We start from the raw sequence: 22,798 nt of genomic DNA on the forward strand, positions 1-22,798 counted from the left end.
TCAACCTGCCTTTCCAAAGTATTGAAAGACAACCTACCCGTCTAAATTGGGCAGACAAAGCGGTCTTTTTTATTTTCGAGTAAAAAATCGCCCTGAACTGGACAAAAAGGAGACCATTTTTAGAATCTAATTCAACCCCTTGCCGCAACCTAGACTAAACGGTTCAATTGCCAGAAAGATAAGCCACAAAAATGAACCTAGCGGTCTAGACCCCCGCGATTAAGAGAAAGGCATCCACGCAATATGAATCAGCCCTTGAAGGTAGCCGTCATCGGCGCAGGCCCGGCAGGCATTTACGCCTCCGATATCCTGGTGAAAAAGACCGGCGGCGAGGTACAGATTGACCTCATCGAGCAGATGCCCGCGCCCTTCGGTCTCATCCGCTACGGCGTAGCGCCGGACCATCCGCGAATTAAGGGCATTATCAAGTCCCTGCACCGCGTGCTCGACACCGAGCAAATTCGACTGTTGACCAACGTGCACATCGGCCGTGACATCACCGTCGACGAGCTACAGCAACACTACGATGCCGTGGTCTTTGCCACCGGCGCCGTGGGCGACCGTCACCGCGATATCCCTGGCGCGGACTTGGACGGCGTGCATGGCGCCGGCGAGTTCGTGGGCTTCTACGATGGCAACCCGCGCTTCGAGCGAGACTGGGATCTCTCCGCCAAGGAGGTGGCAGTCATTGGCGTGGGCAATGTGGGCTTGGACGTCTCCCGCATCTTGGCCAAGACCGGCGATGAGCTCAAGGTCACCGAGATCCCCGATAATGTCTACGAGTCCCTGGCCAAGAACCAGGCCGAGACCGTGCGCGTCTTCGGGCGCCGCGGCCCGGCGCAGGCCAAATTCACCCCGCAGGAACTCAAGGAGCTGGACCATTCCGAGTCCATTAACGTTGTGGTATCCCCCGAGGACATTGACTATGACGAAGCCTCGCTGGCCGCGCGTCAGGAAAGCAAGTCCACCGACTTGGTATGCCAAGTCCTTGAGCAATACGCCATCCGCGATCCCAAAAAGGCGCCGCACACCCTGCAGATCCACCTCTTTGAGCAGCCGGTAGAGATCTTGGGCGAGGACGGCAAGGTCAGCGGCATCAAGACCGAGCGCACCGCGCTCAACGGCGATGGCAGAGTGCACGGCACCGGCAAATTCACCGAATGGCCGGTGCAGGCGGTCTACTTCGCCACCGGCTACCGCTCCGATGCGGTCGATGGCGTGCCCTTTAACCAAGAGAAGAACGTCATCAATAATGACGGTGGCCATGTCGTTGATGAGTCCGGCGCGGTAGTGCCGGGCCTCTACACCACTGGGTGGATTAAGCGCGGCCCGGTGGGTTTGATTGGCAATACCAAGTCCGATGCCACGGAAACGATTGGCATGCTGCTTGCCGACGCCGCCTCTGGCACCCTCCCCTCCCCCTCCAGCGCCGCGGATATCACCGAAGTCTTTGCCGAGCGCGGTATCGATTATCTGACGTGGCAGGATTGGCAGCGCTTGGACGCGGCCGAGCGCGCCCTAGGCGAGCGCGAGGGCCGCGAGCGTAAGAAGTTTGTGGAGTGGGAGGACATGGTCTCCCACTCGCGCGCCGAAGTTTAGCGGCGAATGATGGCAAGGACCTCGTCGACGATGGACTGCACCTCGTCGGCGGTCTTTGCCTCTACATTGAGACGCAGCAGCGGCTCCGTATTGGACGCGCGCACGTTGAACCATGCCTCGGTTCCCTTGAGCTCGACGGTCACTCCATCGAGCTCATCGACGGACTCAATCTTATCCGCCAGCTCATCCAGTACTGCCTGGGTAGCGGCCTTCTGGTCCTCCACGGTGGAGTTGATCTCGCCGGAGGCCTCGTAGCGGGAGTATTCCGCCATGAGCTCGCTCAGCGGCTTATCGGACTGGCCCAGAGCGGCCAGTACGTGCATCGCAGCAAGCATGCCGGAATCGGCGTTCCAGAACTCCTGGAAGTAGTAGTGCGCGGAGTGCTCGCCACCGAAGGCGGCCTGGTGCTCGGCCATCTGCGCCTTGATGAAGGAGTGGCCCACGCGGGTGCGCACCGGGGTGCCGCCCTTTTCCTTAATGAGCTCCGGCACGGTCTTGGAGGTAATCAGGTTGTGGATAATGGTAGCGCCGGGGAACTTCTCTAGGTAGCGCTCCGCCACCAGTGCACAGATGGCAGACGGAGAAACCGGCTGGCCCTTTTCATCCACCACGAAGCAGCGGTCCGCATCACCGTCGAAGGCCAAGCCAATATCGGCCTTCTGATCCACGGTGAACTTCTGCAGGTCTACGAGGTTCTTTGGATCCAACGGGTTCGCCTCGTGGTTCGGGAAAGTGCCATCGAGCTCGAAGTACAAATCGCGGACGTCGAAAGGCAAGCCCTTGAAGACGGCCGGCACGGTGTGGCCACCCATACCGTTGGCGGCATCGACAGCTACGACAAGCGGCTTGGACTCCTCCAGCGGCACCAGCTTGCGCAGGAAGTCGGCATAACCGGCAAGAATCTCCTGCTCGGCAATTGCGCCCTCGGTGCCGGTGAACTCCGGGGTGCCGTCGATAAGCATCTGCTTAATCTGCTCCAAGCCGGTCACCTGACCCACCGGTACCGCACCGGCGCGGCAGAGCTTAATGCCGTTGTACTTGGCCGGGTTATGAGAGGCGGTAAACATAGCACCCGCACACTTCAAGGAACCGGCGGCGTAGTAGAGCTCGTCGGTAGAGGTTAGTCCCAGCAAGGTCACATTGAGGCCCTGGGAGGTCACACCCTCAGCAAAAGCGCGCGCCAGAGACGGCGAGGACGGGCGCATATCGTGTCCGACTGCTACGGTATTTTCGCCTTCTTCCCGCAGGATGGCGGCAAACGCGGCGCCCGTATCGCGCACGAAGTTCTCATCGATATCTTCGCCCACCACGCCACGGACGTCATAGGCCTTAATTACTGCATCAAGATGCTCACGAGTTCGCATAACCTGCAATAGTACTCCCGCCCGCTGAGAAACTACCGCACCACGGGGTTCGTGTCAGTCCTGTTCTGGTTCCGCGGGCGTCGTTTCATCGGGCACGACCGAAAGGTGCGCGCGGCGCGCCTTTTTGGCATAAGCCACGCGGCGGGTACGAAAGACCGGGTGATTCGAATTGGCAGGGTCCGCTCCATCAAAGGTCGCGGAATAGTCAATAGGGTCTGCACCGGAGCCGGCGCTGCGGTCATCCACCAAGCCGGTGGTCACGCGGCCGTCTTCCTTGACCGCCTCTGCCAAGGCCATCAGATCATCTTCCTCATCCAGCTCAATGCGGTCCACACGCACCAGCTCCCAACCCACCGGGGCGGAGATGCGGTCGCGGTGGGTGGCGCATAGGTCCCAGCTGTGTGGGTTTTCCTCTTCCGCCAGCGGCCCAACGACGGCCGTCTGGTCCGCGTAAGCGTAGGTCAATGTCGCCACGGCGGGGCGGCCGCAGCCTGGGCGGGAGCAATGGCGAGAAATAGTCACAGCGCATAAGTCTAAACCCTTAGTTGAGATTTAGATAGTCTTCGCCCCGGCGTGGCTCCGCTAAATCCAGCCCGCCAGCGCCTTAGAATCAGGGTCATGACCGCCGCTCGCCCGCATATCCGCCCCGCCCGCGACCGCCACGGCCACGGCATGCGCGGACCTCTCCTCCCCCAGCAGACCCCGCGCTACCGCAGCGCGCGCGAGCACTTCGACATGGCCGTATTGGAGGCCTATGCCCCCATCCAAAACGCCTTCGCGCCACAATTGCGGGGCCTCGACTTGGCTGTAGACACCATCCCGCGCATGCGACTTTCGCCCGATATGACCGTGCTACCGGATGAGATCATCGCCGATGGTCCAGTTCCCCTCGGCCGCGTGGTTCCCGCCGGCGTAGATTCCGAGGGCCAGCCCACCCGCGCACGCTTGGTCATTTTCCGCATGCCCATCGAGCAACGTGCTTCTACCCCGTCCGAGCGCTCCGAGCTCCTGGGCACCGTTATTACCGCGCTGGTGGCCAACTACCTCAACTTGGACCCCGAAGAAGTGGACCCGCGCTATAGCTGGTAGCCCCCGGGAAATTTCGCGGCGCAGCAGAAAAGCCCCTGGCCACACGTTACGTGCTAGCCGGGGGCCTTACTGGACACCTTAATTATCCAATCTCACGTTTGAGGCGGCGGCGCTCACGGTCCGATAGCCCGCCCCAAATACCGAAGCGCTCATCGTGCTCCAGCGCGTACTCCAAGCATTCATCGCGCACCGCGCAGGCCTGGCAGATGCGCTTGGCCTCACGGGTAGAGCCTCCCTTTTCAGGGAAGAACGCTTCAGGGTCGGTCTGCGCACACAGCGCCTGGTCCTGCCACTCCTGCTCGACGGCACCGAAGAGTTCATCGAGCGACATCTCTGCAGCAGCACCGCCACGGAGAATGGCGTTGTTATTAGCCATTTTGTCCACGCCTTTTCCTTTCTCCGAGGTTGGGTAATTCTCATCAGTGCGACCGACTGTACACCACATTCTCCTTGGGTAGCCCCGCCGGGATGGTGCGGAAGTAACGGCGCCGGCCGCTGTTTCTTTCACTGATGTAATTTCACACCGGATCACTAAATATCGTCAACCCGAATTGGCGGCTTCTTCGCGCTTTCCGGCAAAAACGCAGCACACGATCCCCATCCGTCACATCTGTAACAACAGATCCCCCGTGGGGGTGTAGGTAGGGGGTACTACATGTAGTGGTACCCTGTTTTTCTGTCAACAATTTTCAGGAAATCCCGGCGTGTCGCGCGCACAACCCCGCAAAGAAGGGATCCATGCGCTTCAGATCTGTGCAGAGTTCGCACCATGTCGGCTGGTGCGGACAGGCGGGCTCGGTGGCCCCATAAAAAGAGAGGCCGAACCGAGGCTCCATTGTCCTCAGTTCGGCCTATGTCAGCTGGACCTAGTGCAGTGCCCAGACCGCTGCAAAAGCGTTAAGCATCGGAGCTAAAACGCACGCCGGCATCAGGGATGGAAACGCCGGGGAAGACACGCATGCCGTCGAGAAGCTCGCAGCGTGCGCCGATGTGGGCGCCTTCACCAATGACACAGTTCTCAATGACCGCGTTGGCGCCAATGTGGGCGCCAGAGGCAATGATCGAGTTGTGGATGATGGCGCCTGGTTCAATGCGCACGCCGTCGAAGACAACGGTGCCCTCTAGGCGGGAACCCGCGCCCACCTCGGAGCCACGGCCCACGGCGGTACCGGACAGCAGCAGCACGCCACCGGCGATACCGGCGGAGGGATCCACCAGGGACTCGCCGGTCTTACCCTCAATCAGCGGGGACGGCGCGATGCCGCGCACCAGGTCAGAGGAACCACGGGTGAAGTCATCCGGGCGACCCATGTCGCGCCAGTAGGAGTTGTCTACGTGACCGACAACCAAGCGGCCTTCAGCCAAGAGCCCTGGGAAGGTTTCGCGTTCCACGGAAACAACGCGGTTGGCCGGAATGGACTCGATGACGGAACGCTTGAATACATAGCAACCGGCGTTGATCTGGTTGGTTGGCGGATCCTCGGTCTTTTCTAGAAACGCGGTGACTCGGCCGTTAGAGTCGGTCGGCACGCAACCAAACGCACGCGGGTCAGCCACGTTGAGCAGGTGCATGGTGACATCGGCGTCCTTGTCATGGTGCGTAGTGAGGATCCCTTCCAGATCCATGCCGGAGAGCACGTCGCCATTGAAGACCATGACCGTGTCATTGCGCAGTTTGTCGTAGACGTTGCGGATGCCGCCGCCGGTGCCGAGCGCGGTCTCTTCCACCACGTACTCGATCTCCAAGCCCAGATCGGAGCCATCACCGAAGTACTCCTCAAAGACCTCGGCCTTATAGGAGGTAGACATGACGACGTGCTCAATGCCGGCGGCCTTGATGCGGGCAAGCAGGTGCTGCAGGAACGGGTAGTTTGCTGTCGGCAGCATCGGCTTCGGCGTACCGATGGTTAGTGGGCGCAGGCGGGTGCCGCGGCCGCCGACGAGAATCACTGCATCCGTGCTGGCACCGTGGGTGGTGGCTGCTTCAGTCATAGTCTTCCTTATGTATGCGGACAGTTTTATTCTGTGATTTTCTGAGGGACAGTGTAGAGCGTATGGCGCGCAATCCAGGTCAACGGCACGCGCACCGGACCTTAAGAACGCGCCGAAGCCGAGGCGATAAGCCCGCGGACTCGCAGTCCCAGCCACAACGCGCCGCGCAGTGGGGCCTGCCACCATGCGGGGTGGCGGTCAGCCTGAAAGCGATAGGCGGAGTTGTGGTGGGCGCGCAGCATCGCGCCGGCGTGCGCTTGGGTGGAATGCCCCTTAGCGTGGCTGATGACGGCCTCCGGGCAGAAGATGTTCTGGTAGCCGGCGCGCGTGAAGCGATCTCCTAGATCCACGTCTTCGAGGTACATGAAATAGCGCTCATCAAACCCGCCGATGGCGTCGAAGGCCGACCAGCGCACAAGAAGGCAGGAACCGGATAACCATCCGGCCGGGCGCTGGGCGGTCATATCAGCTTCATCGCGGTAGGCGCGCGACCATGGATTGGACGGCCAGATCGAAGAAAAGAGTGCGTGCCCAATGCCGGTAGCCACGGTGGGCACGGCGCGGGCCGAGGGATAATTGCTGCCATCCGGTTCCACGATGCGCGGGCCCACGGCCGCAGCATCCGGCCACTGGCGAGCGCACTCGATGAGCCGGTCAATAGATCCCGGGGTAAAGGTGACATCGGGATTAGAGATAAGGAAAAATTCCTCATCCACGCCACCGCGCTCGCGGGCGAAGCGGGCACCCGCATTCATGCCAGCACCGTAGCCGATATTTCCGCCGGTATTGAGAAAGTCCACCTCAGCGTGCTCGCGGGCAGCGGCCTCGGGCACGCCGTCGGTGGAGCCATTATCCGCAAGCACGACCTTCGTGCCGCGAGCGCAGGCGCCCGGCAGGGAGTCCAAAAAACTACCGAGGTATTCACCGGGACTATAGGTCACGGTGATCACGGCCAGCGGGGATTGATTTGGTGTAGTCACAATGGCCCCGAGCTTAGTCACTGGCGCTCCTCGCACGGGGCAGGGACACTACCCGAACACGCGAAATCGGACACGGATCACTAATTTTTGCCCGTTCTGCCCTAAACTGTCTCCAGATCCCCACCAATCTAGAAAGCCTCCACTTGTGACTTCTGAGAACACTCGCCGGGCGCGCACCATCCAGCCGGCGCCCTCTGCCGCTAGTGCGGTAAAGCAAAAAGGTTCCACGGCCATCAAGGCGATCGTGGCACTCCTGTCTGCCTTGATCCTGGTGGTCTCTGGCGTGGGTTATGCCACCGTGGGCCGGCTGGATAATGGCATGTCTTCGGCCACGGACTTGTCCCTGGACGGCCAGGGCTTGTCGGGTAACTCGCTCGATGGCGCAGTGGATATCTTGCTGGTGGGCAAGGATTCGCGTACCGACGCCAAAGGCGATCCCCTCTCTGAGAAGGAATTGGCGGACCTGCACGCCGGCGTGGCCGATGGTGAGGAAAATACCGACACCATGATGCTCATCCGCGTTCCGGAGGACGGTTCCCGCGCTACCGCCGTATCCATTCCGCGCGATACCTATGTCAAGGATCCGGACTACGGCAATATGAAGATGAATGCTGTCTTCGCCTCCCATAAGAACGCCAAGGTGGAAGAGCTCGAGCAGGAAAATGCCGAGGCGGAGGCTAAGGGTAAAAAGAAGCCGCACTCGGATAAGGACATCGAAAAGCAGGGCGTCGAAGCCGGCCGCGAAGGATTGCTGGCCATGGTACGCACCTTGACTGGTGTGTCCATCGATCATTACGCGGAGGTGGGCCTGTTGGGCTTTACCCTGCTGACTGACGCCGTCGATGGCGTAGATGTCTGCCTCAACGATGATGTTGATGATGACATGTCTGGCGCTAAGTTCAGCAAGGGCAAGCAGACCCTCGACGGCGCCAAGGCCCTAGCTTTCGTGCGCCAGCGCTATAACCTCCCGCGCGGCGACCTCGACCGCATCGTGCGCCAGCAGGCCTTCATGGCTTCCCTAGTCAATAAGATCCTGGACAATGACACCCTGGCCAATCCTTCCAAGCTGTCCAAGATTGCCAAGGCAGTAGAGCGCTCCGTGGTCATCGATGATGGCTGGGACATCATGGGCTTTGTCACCCAGCTGGCAGGGCTGGCTGGCGGCAATGTCACCTTCACCACTATCCCGGTAACCTCCATCGACGGCCAGGGCGATTATGGCGAATCCATCGTCACCATCGATGCCGCCGAGGTCCACCGCTTCATGGATGACCTGGCCAAGACCCACGATGAAGCCACCGATGAGTCCAAGGCCGAAGATAAGGACAAGCAAGAAAAGGCAGACAAGGACAAGGACGTCGATCCGAATATCAATATTCACGTCCTCAACGCCGGCAATATTGATGGCTTGGCATCAGGCATCGGCTCTTGGCTGGAAGGCAAGGGCTACACGGTGGAGCGCTCCGCGAACGCGCAGCCGGGCATCTACAGCGAGTCACAGGTCGTCGCCGCCGATCCGACAAGCGAGGATGCTAAGGCCTTGGCCAAGAAGCTGGGTGGGTTGCCGGTGGCAGAGAATCCGCAACTCGACGATGACACCCTCATCGTGGTTGCTACCGATGATTACCAGGGACCTTCCGATAAGGAAGCTAGCGACCAGGAGCCGGAGGCAGATAAGTCCAGCCAGCCGGTAGGCACCCCGGGCAATGACTTCGGCACCGCCAAGGTTTCCCCGGAAATTGACGCTGGTGGCGACGGCCCGCGCTGCGTGAACTAGCACTTCTCCCCTACGATGGGCGGGTATGGAACTACTCGCCCATCTTTTGCGTGCCGACGCCGCCTCCCCGCGGCTTACCGTATACAACGAGGCGACCGGCGCGCGCATGGATTTTTCCGCGCAAACGCTCGACAATTGGGTGGCCAAGATCGCCAATATGTTGGAAGAAGAGCTCGATCTAGAGGCGGATTCCACCATCGCTATCGATCTTCCTTCCTCGTGGCAGGCGGCCGTTGTAGCCTTGGGTGCCCTTGCGTCTGGCCCTTCCTATACCTTTGGCGAATCTGCCCCGCTTGCCGACGTCGTCTTTACCTCCCCCTCCCGCTACGCGGCCGCCCACGAGCGCCAGCCCCAGGCCGACATCGTGCTCATTAGCGAGGACCCCTTTGGCCGCGGCGTCGTCGAGTCCGGCGGGGAGCTGCCCACCGGCGCCATCGATTTTGGACCCACCGTGCGCTTCTACGGCGATCAGTACTTCGGCGAAACCCAACCACTGCCCCAGCTTGTCGATGCCCCCGCATCTGCCGAGCGCTTGCTTTCTACCGGCTGGTCCAATAATGAGTCTTTCTCCCGTGCCGTGCTCGAGCCCCTAGCCGCTGGCGGTTCCGCGGTCATCGTTGCCGGCATGTGCCCGACCGAACGCTTGGAGGAAATCGCCGCCAATGAAAAGGCCACCGCCCGCCTCTAATAGTTTCAGAATGCAGACTGGGCCCAGATACACTTAGCCCTCGTTATGTTTCTGGGAATCTCTGTAGACGCATGGTCCTCTATCTTCATCGGCGTCCTCATCCTCGCTGGCACCATTACTCAAGGCACCATCGGTTTTGGCTTAGGCACCATTGCCACGCCCATAATCGCGCTCATTCGTCCTGAGCTCGTGCCCACGCTCATTCTGCTGCTCGCGCTGTGCATTTCCAGTTATACGCTCGCGCGCACCTACCGCGAGACGTCCTGGCGCGTTGTGGGCATTTCCTCCCTCGCCCGCATTCCCGGTTCCCTAGTGGGCGCTTGGGCAATTGCCAGCCTCTCTCCTGATGGGCTGTCCATCTTTATCGGTTGTACCGTACTCCTTGCTATGACGCTATCCGGCTTGGGATGGAGCCCTCGCCCCACCACCGCCAATACGCTCGTCGCTGGCGTAGCCTCCGGCATCCTGGGCACCTCGACCTCGATCGGCGGCCCGCCCATGGCGCTGATCATGAAGCGCTTTGACCCCAACCGCACACGCGGCACCTTAGCGGGCACCTTTGTCGTCGGAACCTTAATTTCTCTTATTATTCTGGCGTTCAATGGGCAGATCACCAGCACTCAGATGGCCGCTGCGGCAGCCTATTTTCCCCTAGTCGTCGTTGGGCTCATTGCCGCCAGCTACCTCAACCGTTTTATAGATAGGCACCTCCTCAACTGCATCGTCATCATCGTGGCCATCTCCGCGGCGCTCGTGCTGATTGTCGAATCGGCCCTATCCTAGCCCCGCACCCCACCCCTCAACGGAAGACCCCGGCAGATTCCAGTTGCGAAACACGCTAACCTCTGTCATGTAAACACCCACAACTTATGGCACGTAACATTCACGGCCAGGTATTTTATAACCCCTTACCACCCGTCTAAATGCAGCGTACGGCGCATATTGTGACATGTCCACAACTTTTTAACAGGCCCCCGAACCGCCTTCAGCGACTATCTAAACACCCCTATATGGGGGCTACTGAATTCACACCGGAACATCATTGTATAGACAACTATCCATCAATATTTCTTCACGCACTACCAGCCACTTAGCGGGAACAAACCCCAATAAACAGCTTGGTCTATATAAAGAACACCCACCCTCCATATCTGCAAATATATAGACATCTAAGAGGTGATTTAATCCTGAGCCTGTTTTAGCGTTTTCTCAGCGCAACATTGAGAGTTGCTGGATTTCATTCATAAGTTCATTCATTTTCTACCTGCCTAGGAGAAGTTCTATATGTCGATTCGTCGTCGCATGACCGGCCTGACCGCCGGCCTCATCGTCGCCGGCACCGCATTCGCGGCACCGCTGGCTGGCGCAGCTACCCAGACCGAGTCATACCCGGAGACCCCAGCTCTAAACCCGGATCTGCCAATCATCCACACCACCCACGGTTCCGACCACATGAAGGCGAATATCCTCAACCCTCGCCCGGTATGTAACCCGTGGGAGGACCACCGCACCGTGGTCTACAAGGTCTCCGATCGCTTCCTGCCGGCCGGCACCATCTCCACCACCAACCAGACTAAGAAGGACATCCCGCTGCAGCAGGATCTGTCCAAGTCTCAGTCCATCTCCGTTTCCGTCAACGGTGACCGCACTGAGACCACATCCATGAACTTGGGCGGCAAGGGCTCCGGCAAGGGTGCAGAGGGCTCCGCAGGCATCTCTCACGAAATCGCCACCAAGATTGGCGCTAGCGCTTCCTACTCCCTGTCCTGGGATGCTGGCCAGTCCATCGGACCTTACGACGTTCCGCCAAACCACACCGGCGAGGCTACCTACGGCTTCCGCGTGCTGAACATGACTGGTACCCAGCAGTACTGCAAGCCAAACGGCACCTGGTCCACCCCGACTGCTTGGAACGCAATGCAGCCGGTAAAGAACGAGGTTCGCGTCAAGCTGTACGACAAGCTGTCTGACTCCTACGCTCCCAACAAGGACGCTCAGAACACCACCGACGTCAATGACCCGAAGGTCGTTGAAGAGGACAAGAACCTCGAGGCTGACGCAGAGGTAGTCAAGGAGTCCGAGGGTAACGCCAAGGAAGCAACCGAGAAGGTATCTGAAGCAGAGGGCAAGAACGAAGAGGCTGCTGACAAGAAGAAGCAGGAAGAGGTTGACGCCAAGGAGGACAAGAAGGACTCCAAGCACAAACTCGACCTCGAGCCTTACCTGACCGTTTCCGGCGCTAAGCACGCTGGCTTCGCAGGCACCGTTGCTCTGCGCGCTAAGAACGTTGGCTCCGAGCGTTACTACGGCGAATTCCCAGCTACCCAGTTCCGCGTGGACGTGAAGACCGCTAAGGGGCCGAAGGGCGTTGACCGCCTCATCACCCCGCGTTCCTCCAACGGCGCTCACATCCGTGACCTGGGCTTCAACGAGAAGACCTCCACCCGCTCCTTCGAGGTAACCCTGGCTAACCCGATTAACGCTGGCGAAGAGGCCCGCATCGCCAACCTGGACTTCGGCGATGGCAAGACCAAGGAAGGCCGCCTCATCAACAACATCGAGGTAACCCAGACTTCCCGCATCAAGGGTGATGACTCCAAGCACAACGACCAGAACGTTGACTCCCGCGAGCACACCCTGAATGACTTTGGCAAGAAGAACGAGGGCCTGTTCTAAGAACACCCTACTTCTAGCCTAGGAACATAGTTTCCTAGCCAGTCTCATCCAGAAGGCCGCTGCACCATCAAACGGTGCGGCGGCCTTCTTTCTTACCCTCGCCTACCCATACGCGTCACCACTCCGCTTCAGATGTTCCCACCGAGGTCTTGGACGAGCACCCAGAGATTGAAGAGCTCTTCGCTCCCCTTTCGCAGTTGCTTAACGACGAAAAGATACAGGAACTCAATGCCCGCGTCGACGTCGATGGCGAGGACTACACCACCGCGTCTCTCGATTTCTTGCAGGAAGAAAACCTGATCGCGGACTAGCTGCGGCACCTTAACAAGATTCCCAAAGGCCGCTGCACCACCCACGGTGCGGCGGCCTTTAACATTTATTTAACTTAGATCACAAATTTGCTTTCGTTCGCTAACACCTTCAGATAGATTGTTTATGTTAGCTCATTCACAAGTACTGAAGGATGAATTCTATGTCTCACACGACTGCGAATGCGCCTGCTTCACCGGCGAGTTCACCCGCTACCGGCGGCGCAGACACCCCCAACAGCAGCCAGGTGACCACCAATAAGGCCGTCAATAGCCAGTGGACAATCACACTCTTCGGCACTGCCGTGGGCGCAGGTATCCTCTTCTTGCCGATTTCTGCCGGCAGCTTCGGCTTCATCCCGCTACTGGTAGCCACTCTGCTCATCTTCCCGATGACCTACTTAGCCCACCGCGCCTTCTCCTGGATCATTAGCTACTCGCCGCTGCATGGCGAGGACGTCCTCGCGGTACTCACCCACTTCTTCGGCCGCGGCAATGGCATCATCCTGGCAATCATCTACTGGTTCACCATCTTCCCGGTGGTACTTATCTACGGCGTATCAATTACGAATACGGTCGATAGCTTCATCGTCAACCAGCTGGGTGGCCCGGAAATCTCCCGCTACATCCTGGCGCCGCTGTGCGTGGGCCTCATGACACTCGCGCTGGCCTTTGGCAATGCCATCATGCTGAAGATTGCCCAGTTCGTGGTCTACCCGCTCATCGTGGCGCTCGCAGCGGTATCGCTCTACCTCATTCCGCAATGGGACCTCGGTTCCTTCATGGAGGCCGGCGATCACACCGCTGGCGGCGTTATCAAGGCCATCATCCTTATCCTTCCCGTATTGGTTTTCTCCTTTTCCTTCGTTGCTGCGATCTCCCAGTTCTCGCTGGGCATGGAAAAGGAATATGGCGCGGACCACCACGCACAGTCCGATAAGGTTATCCGCAACTCCGCCATCCTGCTGACCATCTTCACTATGTTCTTTGTCTGGTCCTGCGCTCTGGCCATGGGTGCAGACGGCATGCAAGAGGCAAATGACAAGAACCTGCCGGTACTTTCCTACTTCGCTAACGAAACCGGCACCCCATTTATGGCCTACATGGCGCCCGTCGTGGTTATTTGCGCAGTGGCTTCGTCCTATTTCGGCCACGCCCTTGGCACCATCGAGGGTACCCAGTACCTCTTCAACCTGGCCGCCCCGAAAGCCACAAAGAAGATGTCTGCGCGCACACTTGACCTGTGGACCTACCTCTTCATCTTCATCACCACGTCTCTAGTAGGAATTTTCAACCCCTCAATCCTGGACATGATTTCTGTCGTAGGCGGCGTCTTCTTCGCCTTCATGACCTACCTGCTGCCTATTTGGGTCATCTACCGCGTGGAGGCACTAGCCCGCTTCCGCGGTAAAAAGACCAACTACTTTGTGGCAGTTATGGGCTTAATCGTGCTCTTTGCCACCATCTGGGGAATGTTCCAATAATCCCACAAAAACGTGGCTCGACAAGGACTTTTCCTGTCTGGCAAGGTGGGAGGCATCATGTCAGAACAGGAAAAGGACCCCGACCTAAAGATTAAGCTCGGGCAGAACAACGAAATCAAAATTAAAAACAAATACGAGACGTTTTCCATCGCCAATGACATCGCCATCTCCGTGGTTTTTATCCTCGGCTCGGTGCTAACACTTGCCGGCTTGTCGATGGTCGCTACCGTCTTCTACCTTCTGGGCAGCCTCGGCATGGCAGCCCGCCCGGCTATCCGCTTAAAGCGACGCACACACCTGCAACGCATTGGCGCAGATGCAAACACTGCCGAAAGTTATGACTATTAAGCCGCAGATGGGCTAGCAGTAAACTTTCAGCAACTAGCAGGGACTTATCAGGCACAATCCATTGTGGTAGCAGCCCCATGCCCCATACTTAAATCATGCGTTTGAGAGAGCGCATACGAGAGAGATAGAGAGAACCCCTCAGTTTCCAGAGGGCGGCTTAAGCCGATACATGGAAACACCTTGTAGAGAGAGACGCCTGCGGCCCTCGGTTCCTTTTGGTTCCGAGGGCCGCAGGCGTTTTACCTTGTGCCGAAGCGCTACTGGTGCAGCTTATTGTGTTTCGAAGCGAATAGCACCGCAGTTCCGGTCACCAGCGCCGCAGCTACCAAATAGAAGGCGGGAGCAAGCTGCAGGCCTGTGACATCAATAAGCCAGGTGGCAATCATGGGAGCGGTACCGCCAAAGACAGCATTGGCCGTATTAAACGTCAGCGTGAAGCCGGACAGGCGCACGTGCGTGGGGAATTGTTCGGAAAGGAAGGAGGGCAGGACGCCGTCGTTAAGCGCCAGCACGCCACCCAAGCACACCTGGATGATAATGACGAGGAGGAGCCCGGCGCCATCGAGAAGCATAAAGGCCGGAATGATGGTCACACCCATGAACGCGGCCGCGCACAGCATCGTTGTACGGCGGCCAAGACGATCCGAAAGCATGCCGGTAAGCAAAGCAAAGCCCACATAGAATGCGGACGCCACCGAGGACGCAATAAACGCCGGCGTCGCGGCCATGCCCAACTCCTCCGACAGGTAAGTGGGCAGGTAGGTCAAAATGACGTAGAAGCCAATGGCGTTGAGCACCGCGCCCGCAAACGCAATGGCCAGGGCCTTGGGATACTTGAGGACCTCACGCAGCGGGGCTTCCTCCGGCTCATCTTGATCCTCAAAGTGGGAGGACTCTTCCGTGTTGCGGCGAATCCACAGGCCGTACATCCCTAAAGGCAGCGCAATGAGGAATGGTACGCGCCAACCCCAGGAATCCAAGGCGGCATCATCGAGGACTCCAGTCAGCAGTGCCGCAATGAGCGAGCCCAAGAGCAAACCCGAGGCCGTCGCGGACGGTACTACCGCCGAATAGATGCCACGCTTGCCGGCCGGGGCAATCTCAGCTAGGTGCGTGGCCGCGCCCGCATACTCTCCGGCTGCGGAAAATCCCTGCACCATGCGGCACAGCAATAGCAAGATGGAGGCGGCAAAGCCGATGGTGGCATACCCCGGCAGGAATCCGATGCACGCGGTAGCCACCGACATCATCACAATAGACACCGTCAGCGTGTGGATGCGCCCGTATTTATCGCCAAAGTGACCCCATACAATGCCCCCAACGGCCGCACCAGGAATGACAGTGCGAAGAGCGCAAACGTCATAATCAGCGCGCGGCGGCCTTCCATCTCCGGAAAGAACACGCGGGAGATAATCGCGGACATATAGATATAGGCCGCGTAGTCGAACCACTCGATGAAGGTGCCGATAAACGCCGCCTTGATGGCCGAGCGATGTTGGCGTTTCGTAACTTCTGTATCTTCCACCTGTGCCGGCACGGCGTTCTTGGCTGGGGGTTGTGCTGTGAGAGGAGACATGCTCCTCACCTCAATTCTGTAGCTCTACAAGCATGTAAAACGGCGCAGCCAGACTGCGCGCATATCTTCCAACCTACAGAAACGAACTATGTTCTACGTCACTTTCATGTTCCAATGTTGCACAGCTCTATCTCTGCCCCGCTTTCCGACGCCCTCCCCACCCCATTCCCAACTACTAACAGCAACCCAACAGCTAGACCTCATGGGCGCTACGGCCCAGTGCCGCATACTGATTTCGCGCGTTTGAGAGAGCACATATGAGAGATAGAGACCCCCTGCAGTTTCCACAGGGCAACAGGACTCTCTAACAAGAGTCTAAGCATCACGCGGAAGAAGGCCTTTGCGGAAGCTTTTTATCAAAATCAATGAGACGGCCCAGCGCCCAATCCTTATCAGTAAGCAGGCGAGAAAAGACCAAACCGGCACCAATAGATCCAACCACCATCATTCCAGTTGCTACATTGGCCAATGCTTGATCCATCTGACCATCGTTCAAATAAAACACTGCCCGGAACATTGTCACCCCTGGGATCATAATCACCGCGGCCGGAACGGTGGTTGTAATACGAGGAAGACGCGCCCTTTTAGAAGCTACTGCCCCCAGCAACCCGATAAGCATTCCCCCAACAAAGGCTGCAAAGAAAATGGTTGTTCCCGCGTGAATTAGAATCAAACGAAGCTCATTTGCCACGGTTCCAACACACGCCGCTACTAAGACCATGCGGCGCGAAGAGTTAAAAAGAAAAGCAAACCCAGCAATGCCTAGAAAACTTGCCAGCGGCGCCAACAGAAACCATTGCATATCCTGTGCAGGTGCAGGTGGGTCAGGGCTAAGTTTAGTCAGCCAGCTAACCATTGAGACCGTGAAGGCGGCCGTAAATATAACGGTAAACGCATACCCCAACCTGACAATACCCGCATCAAGATCAAAGCGGGCTATGTCGATCAAAGCAGAGAAAAGTGGAAACCCAGGAATCAAGAATAGAACAGCTGCTACAAAGCCCGAGGACAATTCACTAGGCTCCACCGAACCTAAAGCTCCGAAAATCTCCGTCAACAAAAAGAAAACAATGCTTGCCGTCGCTCCACCAGCAATCACTCCTCCAATTTGATGAACGTGACGGTGGAGAACTGTATAACGAACAAACTGGCCTGCAAACGCCGCCAAAGCAACCAACCCCACTGCTTCCAGCGGGAAAAAATTAAGATACGCAAACGCCGCACATGCGATCGCGGCGGCGAAAGAAAGGATTAGACCGCCCCAGCGCTTTTTGACATTATGCTCAATAGTATCCAACATCGCCGCTAACTCCTGAGCAGTGATCCCTGCGTAGAGGCGATTGCGGGTTAAATCTTCCAAGGCTTCAATCCGAGAGGCATCAACTGCAGGCGAATGTTGTCGAGCAATGACCGTCCGGAAGTATTCGCCGCGGTGAAACGTACAGGTAATCTGCGTCAGACCCACTGTGGCATCTAGATGGTCAAAGCCCAAAGCTCGCGCACTCCGTTTCATCCCTCTAAGTACGCGATAACCAGAGGTGCCGGCACCCATTAGGAGCATTCCCACCCGCAATACAACGTCCGCCTCGACACCCATTTGCCGATGCATCTCTGGATCAAATTGTTGTGCCATATCTCCTCCTCTAACATTGCTCTCGGCGCACAATTAAAGACTTGTCGACCCCAACCCGATAGCGCACTTGTAGCATTCCTAGAATCTTACGCAAAAGAAGCCTCTTGTGAATCATGTTCAGCAATCCAAAGGCCTCCACCTTTATACTCGTAAGCTGATTGAGCCATTTTTACTCTCCACCAAATGATTGCCACTATATTCACAGACAAATTTCAGACCCATGGCAGCCTAGCGCGTTATCTTGAATTTAGTGTTCGAGAGAACGCAAGAGAGATAGAGAGAACCAGTTCCAGCGCCCTGTGGCCCCAAGCGAGGCCCGGGCGTTGGAGCTGTTTTAGGGGTCTGCAGGTTGGGGCGTGGAGGAAGAAGTGGGCGTCGGAAAGCGATACAGGGCCCAGATTCGCGGTTATGGATCCTGCGGACTACTCCCCCACCCCGCCGTCGCATACAGCGCGCATGCCAAAAGGAATGGCCGCACACCCCATTGGAGCTGTGGGGTCAAATGCAGCTTTGCGGTTAGCCGTTTCCCAGGTAGCTCAACGCAGCAGCGGTAAGGGCTTCGGTGCCGGTGCGCAGAGTGGGCTGGAGCAACGGGGCGAAGTGAGGGCTGTGGTTGGGGACATCCTTTTCTTCTTCTCGGCCGGAAAATACCCAGAAACAGTAGGGAACGCCGAAGGCGCGGGCAATGGTGGAAAAATCCTCCGAGGCGGTGAGGGGCTCAGCGTCGAGAACACGGTCGGGTCCGAAGTGGGACGTGAAGGCTTCCTGAAGGCGCTCCGTGGTGCCCTTATCATTGCTGGTAAGCGGGTAGGAATCGTGGTAGCTGAACTCAGCGGGGTGCGGACTGCCGGCGGCCCGGCACTCGGCAGTGACGATGCGCTCGATGGCGCCGGTGATTTTATCGCGCACCTGCTCGCTATAGGCGCGCACATTGATCTTCAGGTTGGCCTCGAAGGGGATGATATTTGCTTTCGAGCCAGCATTGATGGCACCCACGGTCAGCACGCCGAATTCGGAGGGGTTGAGTTCGCGGGAGATGACCGTCTGTAAACGCATGACAATGGAGCTAGCAAGTACAACGGGATCGACGCTGAGGTGCGGCATGGAGCCGTGCGAACCTTGACCATAAATCTTAACGTCCATACTGACCGCGGTGGACATGAATGGGCCGGAGGCCAGCGCCACCGTACCGGCGGGAAAGTTGCTGGCAAAGACGTGTTGGCCAAGTACTACATCCGGCGCGGCGACCTTGTCCACAAGTCCGTCATCCACCATGGATTGGGCACCGGCGGCGATCTCCTCACCCGGTTGGAAAATGAGTTGTAGGGTGCCGGACCACTGGTCGGTGGCCTGTGCCATGAGCGCGCCCATGCCCAGCAGGCTGGCGACATGGGAATCGTGGCCGCAGGCGTGCATGACGGGGACCGTGTTTCCTTCCTGGTCAACGGCGGTATCGGTGGAGGCGTAATCCAGACCGGTATCCTCCTTAACCGGCAGGCCATCGAAATCCGCGCGCAGCATGACGGTAGGCCCAGCACCGTTTTCTAAGACACCGACCACGCCGCCGCCTACTTCAATTTGGTGAAAGCCAAGGTCAGAAAGCTTGTCCTTGATGATGCCCAGCGTGCGCTCTTCCCGCATGGATAGCTCCGGGTGCCGGTGCAGATCCTTATAGAGCGGCTCCTGCCAGGCTTTGACGGAGTCATAGTTGCTGCAAATGGTACGGACAGACATTGCTTCCTCCTGGTGGGCACGTGGTGGACTATGGAGCCAGTGTAGTGGGGCGGCAGGAAGGTGGCGCCGGCAAGCGGGACATCTTTGTAACGGCAGACATAGTTGGGCAGCGGAGCGACCGGCGCCATAGGGGGTTGCGCTGCGACTTTATAGAATCTTTGATGACGTGTCCACCTTTAACTCATCGGCTTCTTATTATTCATCAGATGTTTGTTTTCTGTGTAGCTGGGCGTCACCTGCCCGCCCTAGATTGACCGAGTGACTTTTCAGGAAGACTCTCTCGGTGCCGGTGTCGCCGGCACTACAACCGCATCTCCCGCACGCGCGGAAAACTCCGGTGATTCCGCGGCACTTGTCCGCAAGGCCAAGCGCAACCGCCACAAGGAATGGTTACTGGCCGCAGCGCTCTTAGCGCCGAACCTTATCTTGCTGGCCGTTTTTACCTACCGGCCGCTGCTGGACAATATCCGCCTCTCCTTTTTCAATTGGAATATCTCCAGCCCCACCTCCACCTTCGTGGGCTTGGATAACTATGTGGAGTGGTTTAGCCGCGATGACACGAAGACCATCGTGCTCAACACCCTGGTCTTTACCTTCTTCGCAGTGATTGGCTCCATGGTCATCGGCCTAGCGCTGGCCTTGCTGCTGAACCAAAGCATTAAGGGCCGCAACTTTGCGCGCTCGGTGGTCTTTGCCCCTTATGCCATCTCCGGCGCGGCCATTGGCATTGCCTTCCAATTCGTCTTCGACCCCAACTTTGGCCTCATCCAGGAAATACTGGGCTGGTTCGGTGTGGACTCCCCCAACTTCTACGCAGTACCGGGCTGGGCCATGTTCATGGTGACCTTTACCTTTGTGTGGAAGAACCTGGGCTATACCTTTGTCATCTATTTGGCAGCACTACAGGGCCTGGATAAGGAATTAGATGAAGCTGCCGCTATCGACGGCACCGGACGCTGGCGCAAGTTCTGGCGCGTGACCATGCCGCAGCTGCGCAATACCACCTTCTTCCTATCCATTACGGTGCTGCTCAACTCCGTGCAGGTCTTCGACATCATCAACGTCATGACCCGTGGCGGCCCGCAGGGCAATGGCACGCAGACGCTGGTCTTCCAGATCTACAACGAGACCTTCGTCAACTTCCGCGCCGGCTACGGTGCGACTGCCGCCACCATCTTGTTCCTCATCCTGCTCATCATCACCCTGATCCAGGTCCGCATCATGGATAAGCGAGGTTAACCCAACATGGCTACTTCTACCCTTCACATGGTCACGGATGAATCCCCCACCGCCCGCCGCGCCAAAATCGCCGGTGGCTACCTGGGCATCCTGGCGGTCCTACTCCTCATTGGCCTGCCGCTGTTTTGGATCCTGATGACCTCGTTTAAGGCCAAGGGCGATATTTATACCGACCCGGTCAATTGGCTTCCGCCGGTGTGGGAAACCGAGAACTACTCCGATGCCACCACCCGTGTGCCGTTCTGGACCTACCTGCGCAACTCGGTGCTCATTACCGCAGTGCTGTCCATCATCAAGATTGTGCTGGGCGTCATCTCCGCCTATGCGCTGGCCATCCTGCGCTTCCCGGGCCGCCACTTGGTATTCCTGCTGGTCATTTCCTCGCTCATGGTGCCAAGCGAAATCACCGTCATTTCCAACTACGCCCTGGCCAATTCCTTGGGCTGGCGCAATACCTTCGTGGGCATCATCGTGCCGCTGGCTGGCGTGGCTTTCGGTACCTTCTTGATGCGCAACCACTTTTTGTCCCTGCCCTATGAGCTGGTGGAAGCCGCCCGCATGGACGGCGCCGGCCCTATCCGCCTGCTCACCAAGGTGTTACTACCGGTCTCATGGCCCACGCTGACCGCATTTTCCGTCATCACCATGGTCAATGAATGGAATACCTACCTGTGGCCCTTCCTCATGGCGGATACAGAGGACGTTGCCCCGCTGCAGGTGGGTTTGACCATGCTGCAAAACAACGATGGCGTGACCAACTGGGGCCCGGTAATGGCCGCCACCATTCTCACCATCATCCCAATGGTCATCATCTTCCTGGCCTTGCAAAAGTACATGATTCAAGGCCTCACCACTGGCGCCGTGAAGGGTTAGAAGGCTTCTTCCCCACCCACGCTCGCCGTTTCCGCTTGCTTTATTTTCCACCCCTTAACCACGCTTTTTAAGGAGAACTACATGCTACGCCGCAAATTCCTCGCCCTGGCCTCTACGGCCGCTTCTGCCACCGCACTCGCTGCTTGTGCCGGCACCTCGTCCACCAATCCGCAGGGTGGCAACGACAAGGGCGGTGACGGTGAAGTCACCGAGCTGACCTGGTGGTCCAACCACCCGGGCACCTCCAAGGACATTGAGAAGGAGATCATCTCCCGCTTTGAAAAGGAGAACCCGGACATCAAGGTCAACCTCGTTGATGCCGGCAAGAACTACGAAGAAGCAGCGCAGAAGTTCAACGCTGCGCTCACCGGCCAGGATCTGCCGGACATCGTGGTGCTGTCTGATGTCTGGTGGTACAACTTTGCCATCAATGGCCAGATTGCCAACGTGGACGACCTTGCCAAGGAAGCAGGCATCGACCTGTCTACCTACGTGCAGCCCCTTTATGAGGACTACAACTACGACGGCGGCCACTTTGCGCTTCCTTTCGCTCGTTCCACGCCGTTGTTCTACTACAACAAGGACGCGTGGAAGAAGGCCGGTCTGCCGGACCGCGGCCCGAAGTCCTGGGATGAGATGGATGAGTGGTCCAAGAAGCTGGCTGAGGCTGATTCCACGATGAAGCCTTTCGGATGGGGCGATGCCGTGGATTACCTGGGCTGGATCTTCCAGGGCCCGCTGTGGTCCAAGGGCGGCGCTTACTCCGATGAGTGGGACCTGAAATTCACCGATGATAAGACCATCAAGGCCGTCGAGTGGCTCAAGGACGTCACCGATGAGAAGAAGGGCTACTCCTACGTGGGCAATGACATGGCCATGGAGTTCGGCACCGGTCGCGCCGCCGCCACTGTGCTGTCCACTGGTGACCTGGCGGGTCTGACCGATACCGCCAAGTTCGAGCTCGGCACCGCCTTCTTGCCTAACCCGACTGGCGACGGCGCCTGCCCCACCGGTGGTGCCGGCCTGGCCATCCCGGCTGGCATCAGCAAGAACCGCCAGCTGGCTGCTATCAAGCTCATTGACTTCATCACCAATGAGGAAAACACCTGCTACTGGTCCCAGAACGTCGGCTACATGCCGGTGCGCTCCACCGCGGTGGACAACGAGGACCAGAAAAAGTTCAGGAAGGATAACCCGAACTTCGAAACCGCTATCAAGCAGCTGCCTGAGACCCGCCCGCAGGACAATGCCCGCGTCTTCCTGCCCGGCGCGGACCAGGAAATCGGCGGCGCCTTTGAAAAGATCGTCACCAACCGCGATGACGTCACCAAGGTGCTGACCGATCTGCAAAAGACCCTGCAGTCCATCTATGACAACCAGGTCAAGACCGTCATCAATAAATAGGCTCTCGCAGCCACTCCCCTTCCCCACTAGTTTC

Annotated in this window: 19 protein-coding genes and 1 pseudogene; 12 read left to right on the forward strand and 8 right to left on the reverse strand. The window is 58.2% G+C overall.

Annotation, left to right across the window (positions count from 1 at the left end; all coding sequences use genetic code 11):
* Positions 1-243: 243 nt before the first annotated feature.
* On the forward strand, positions 244-1,599 hold the full coding sequence (locus QP934_RS00090; RefSeq protein WP_419126461.1) for an FAD-dependent oxidoreductase: 1,356 nt from the start codon (positions 244-246) through the stop codon (positions 1,597-1,599).
* Here the strand turns inward: QP934_RS00090 and QP934_RS00095 are convergent.
* Both QP934_RS00095 and QP934_RS00100 read right to left on the reverse strand, forming a co-directional pair.
* Positions 1,596-2,963, reverse strand: a complete 1,368-nt coding sequence (locus QP934_RS00095) for a phosphomannomutase/phosphoglucomutase (protein WP_340419241.1) — start codon at positions 2,961-2,963, stop codon at positions 1,596-1,598. The genes QP934_RS00090 and QP934_RS00095 overlap by 4 nt on opposite strands.
* Before the next feature lie 54 nt (positions 2,964-3,017).
* Positions 3,018-3,485, reverse strand: coding sequence for a DUF3499 domain-containing protein (locus QP934_RS00100; protein ID WP_150850639.1), 468 nt, complete (start codon positions 3,483-3,485; stop codon positions 3,018-3,020).
* 96 nt (positions 3,486-3,581) lie between these two features.
* Here QP934_RS00100 and QP934_RS00105 point away from each other — a divergent pair, with 96 nt between their 5' ends.
* The gene (locus tag QP934_RS00105; RefSeq protein ID WP_005322429.1) at positions 3,582-4,052 is read left to right on the forward strand and encodes a metallopeptidase family protein; all 471 of its coding nucleotides are present in this window, start codon (positions 3,582-3,584) and stop codon (positions 4,050-4,052) included.
* 82 nt (positions 4,053-4,134) lie between these two features.
* Here the strand turns inward: QP934_RS00105 and QP934_RS00110 are convergent, their stop codons facing one another.
* From QP934_RS00110 to QP934_RS00120, 3 genes are all read right to left on the reverse strand, one after another.
* Positions 4,135-4,383 carry a WhiB family transcriptional regulator gene (locus QP934_RS00110; RefSeq protein ID WP_005528147.1) on the reverse strand — a complete coding sequence of 83 codons (249 nt, stop codon included), beginning with the start codon at positions 4,381-4,383 and terminating at the stop codon, positions 4,135-4,137.
* A 566-nt stretch (positions 4,384-4,949) separates the two neighbouring features.
* A complete protein-coding gene (locus QP934_RS00115; protein WP_179387501.1) occupies positions 4,950-6,044 on the reverse strand; it encodes a sugar phosphate nucleotidyltransferase in 1,095 nt (364 codons plus the stop codon).
* A gap of 101 nt (positions 6,045-6,145) precedes the next feature.
* Complete coding sequence (locus QP934_RS00120) at positions 6,146-7,045, reverse strand: glycosyltransferase family 2 protein (RefSeq protein ID WP_337888257.1); 900 nt, start codon at positions 7,043-7,045, stop codon at positions 6,146-6,148.
* A 124-nt stretch (positions 7,046-7,169) separates the two neighbouring features.
* On the opposite strand from QP934_RS00120, the gene QP934_RS00125 reads away from it, so the two are divergent.
* The 7 genes from QP934_RS00125 to QP934_RS00155 all read left to right on the forward strand — a co-directional run bounded on the left by QP934_RS00125 (position 7,170) and on the right by QP934_RS00155 (position 14,305).
* Positions 7,170-8,801, forward strand: a complete 1,632-nt coding sequence (locus QP934_RS00125) for an LCP family protein (RefSeq protein ID WP_340419244.1) — start codon at positions 7,170-7,172, stop codon at positions 8,799-8,801.
* Positions 8,802-8,826: 25 nt separating this feature from the next.
* Positions 8,827-9,489 carry a TIGR03089 family protein gene (locus tag QP934_RS00130; protein WP_340419245.1) on the forward strand — a complete coding sequence of 221 codons (663 nt, stop codon included), beginning with the start codon at positions 8,827-8,829 and terminating at the stop codon, positions 9,487-9,489.
* Positions 9,490-9,534: 45 nt separating this feature from the next.
* On the forward strand, positions 9,535-10,272 hold the full coding sequence (locus QP934_RS00135; RefSeq protein ID WP_340419246.1) for a sulfite exporter TauE/SafE family protein: 738 nt from the start codon (positions 9,535-9,537) through the stop codon (positions 10,270-10,272).
* A 501-nt stretch (positions 10,273-10,773) separates the two neighbouring features.
* Positions 10,774-12,165, forward strand: coding sequence for a hypothetical protein (locus QP934_RS00140; RefSeq protein ID WP_419126462.1), 1,392 nt, complete (start codon positions 10,774-10,776; stop codon positions 12,163-12,165).
* Positions 12,166-12,239: 74 nt separating this feature from the next.
* Entirely contained in the window at positions 12,240-12,476 is a 237-nt protein-coding gene (locus QP934_RS00145) for a glycine betaine ABC transporter substrate-binding protein (protein ID WP_340419248.1), read from the forward strand.
* Between the two features lie 161 nt (positions 12,477-12,637).
* Positions 12,638-13,957: an amino acid permease gene (locus QP934_RS00150; protein WP_419126463.1), complete on the forward strand. Its 1,320-nt coding sequence runs from the start codon at positions 12,638-12,640 to the stop codon at positions 13,955-13,957.
* A gap of 57 nt (positions 13,958-14,014) precedes the next feature.
* Positions 14,015-14,305: a YrhK family protein gene (locus tag QP934_RS00155; protein WP_234288124.1), complete on the forward strand. Its 291-nt coding sequence runs from the start codon at positions 14,015-14,017 to the stop codon at positions 14,303-14,305.
* A 257-nt stretch (positions 14,306-14,562) separates the two neighbouring features.
* On the opposite strand, the pseudogene QP934_RS00160 reads toward QP934_RS00155, so the two are convergent.
* The 3 genes and pseudogenes from QP934_RS00160 to QP934_RS00170 form a co-directional block, all read right to left on the reverse strand.
* A pseudogene (locus QP934_RS00160) lies at positions 14,563-15,881 on the reverse strand (MFS transporter).
* Between the two features lie 322 nt (positions 15,882-16,203).
* Complete coding sequence (locus tag QP934_RS00165) at positions 16,204-17,514, reverse strand: threonine/serine exporter family protein (RefSeq protein WP_337888265.1); 1,311 nt, start codon at positions 17,512-17,514, stop codon at positions 16,204-16,206.
* A gap of 516 nt (positions 17,515-18,030) precedes the next feature.
* The gene (locus QP934_RS00170) at positions 18,031-19,248 is read right to left on the reverse strand and encodes an amidohydrolase (protein WP_419126464.1); all 1,218 of its coding nucleotides are present in this window, start codon (positions 19,246-19,248) and stop codon (positions 18,031-18,033) included.
* A 258-nt stretch (positions 19,249-19,506) separates the two neighbouring features.
* On the opposite strand from QP934_RS00170, the gene QP934_RS00175 reads away from it, so the two are divergent.
* The 3 genes from QP934_RS00175 (at position 19,507) to QP934_RS00185 (ending at position 22,764) form a co-directional block, all read left to right on the forward strand.
* Positions 19,507-20,487 (forward strand): carbohydrate ABC transporter permease, encoded by a 981-nt coding sequence (locus QP934_RS00175; protein WP_419126465.1) that lies wholly within the window; start codon positions 19,507-19,509, stop codon positions 20,485-20,487.
* Between the two features lie 27 nt (positions 20,488-20,514).
* Complete coding sequence (locus tag QP934_RS00180) at positions 20,515-21,360, forward strand: carbohydrate ABC transporter permease (RefSeq protein WP_419126566.1); 846 nt, start codon at positions 20,515-20,517, stop codon at positions 21,358-21,360.
* 81 nt (positions 21,361-21,441) lie between these two features.
* Positions 21,442-22,764, forward strand: coding sequence for an ABC transporter substrate-binding protein (locus QP934_RS00185; protein WP_419126466.1), 1,323 nt, complete (start codon positions 21,442-21,444; stop codon positions 22,762-22,764).
* Positions 22,765-22,798 lie beyond the last annotated feature (34 nt).

It is taken from the genome of Corynebacterium sp. MSK122 (assembly GCF_030229435.2).
Lineage (GTDB): Bacteria > Actinomycetota > Actinomycetes > Mycobacteriales > Mycobacteriaceae > Corynebacterium > Corynebacterium marquesiae.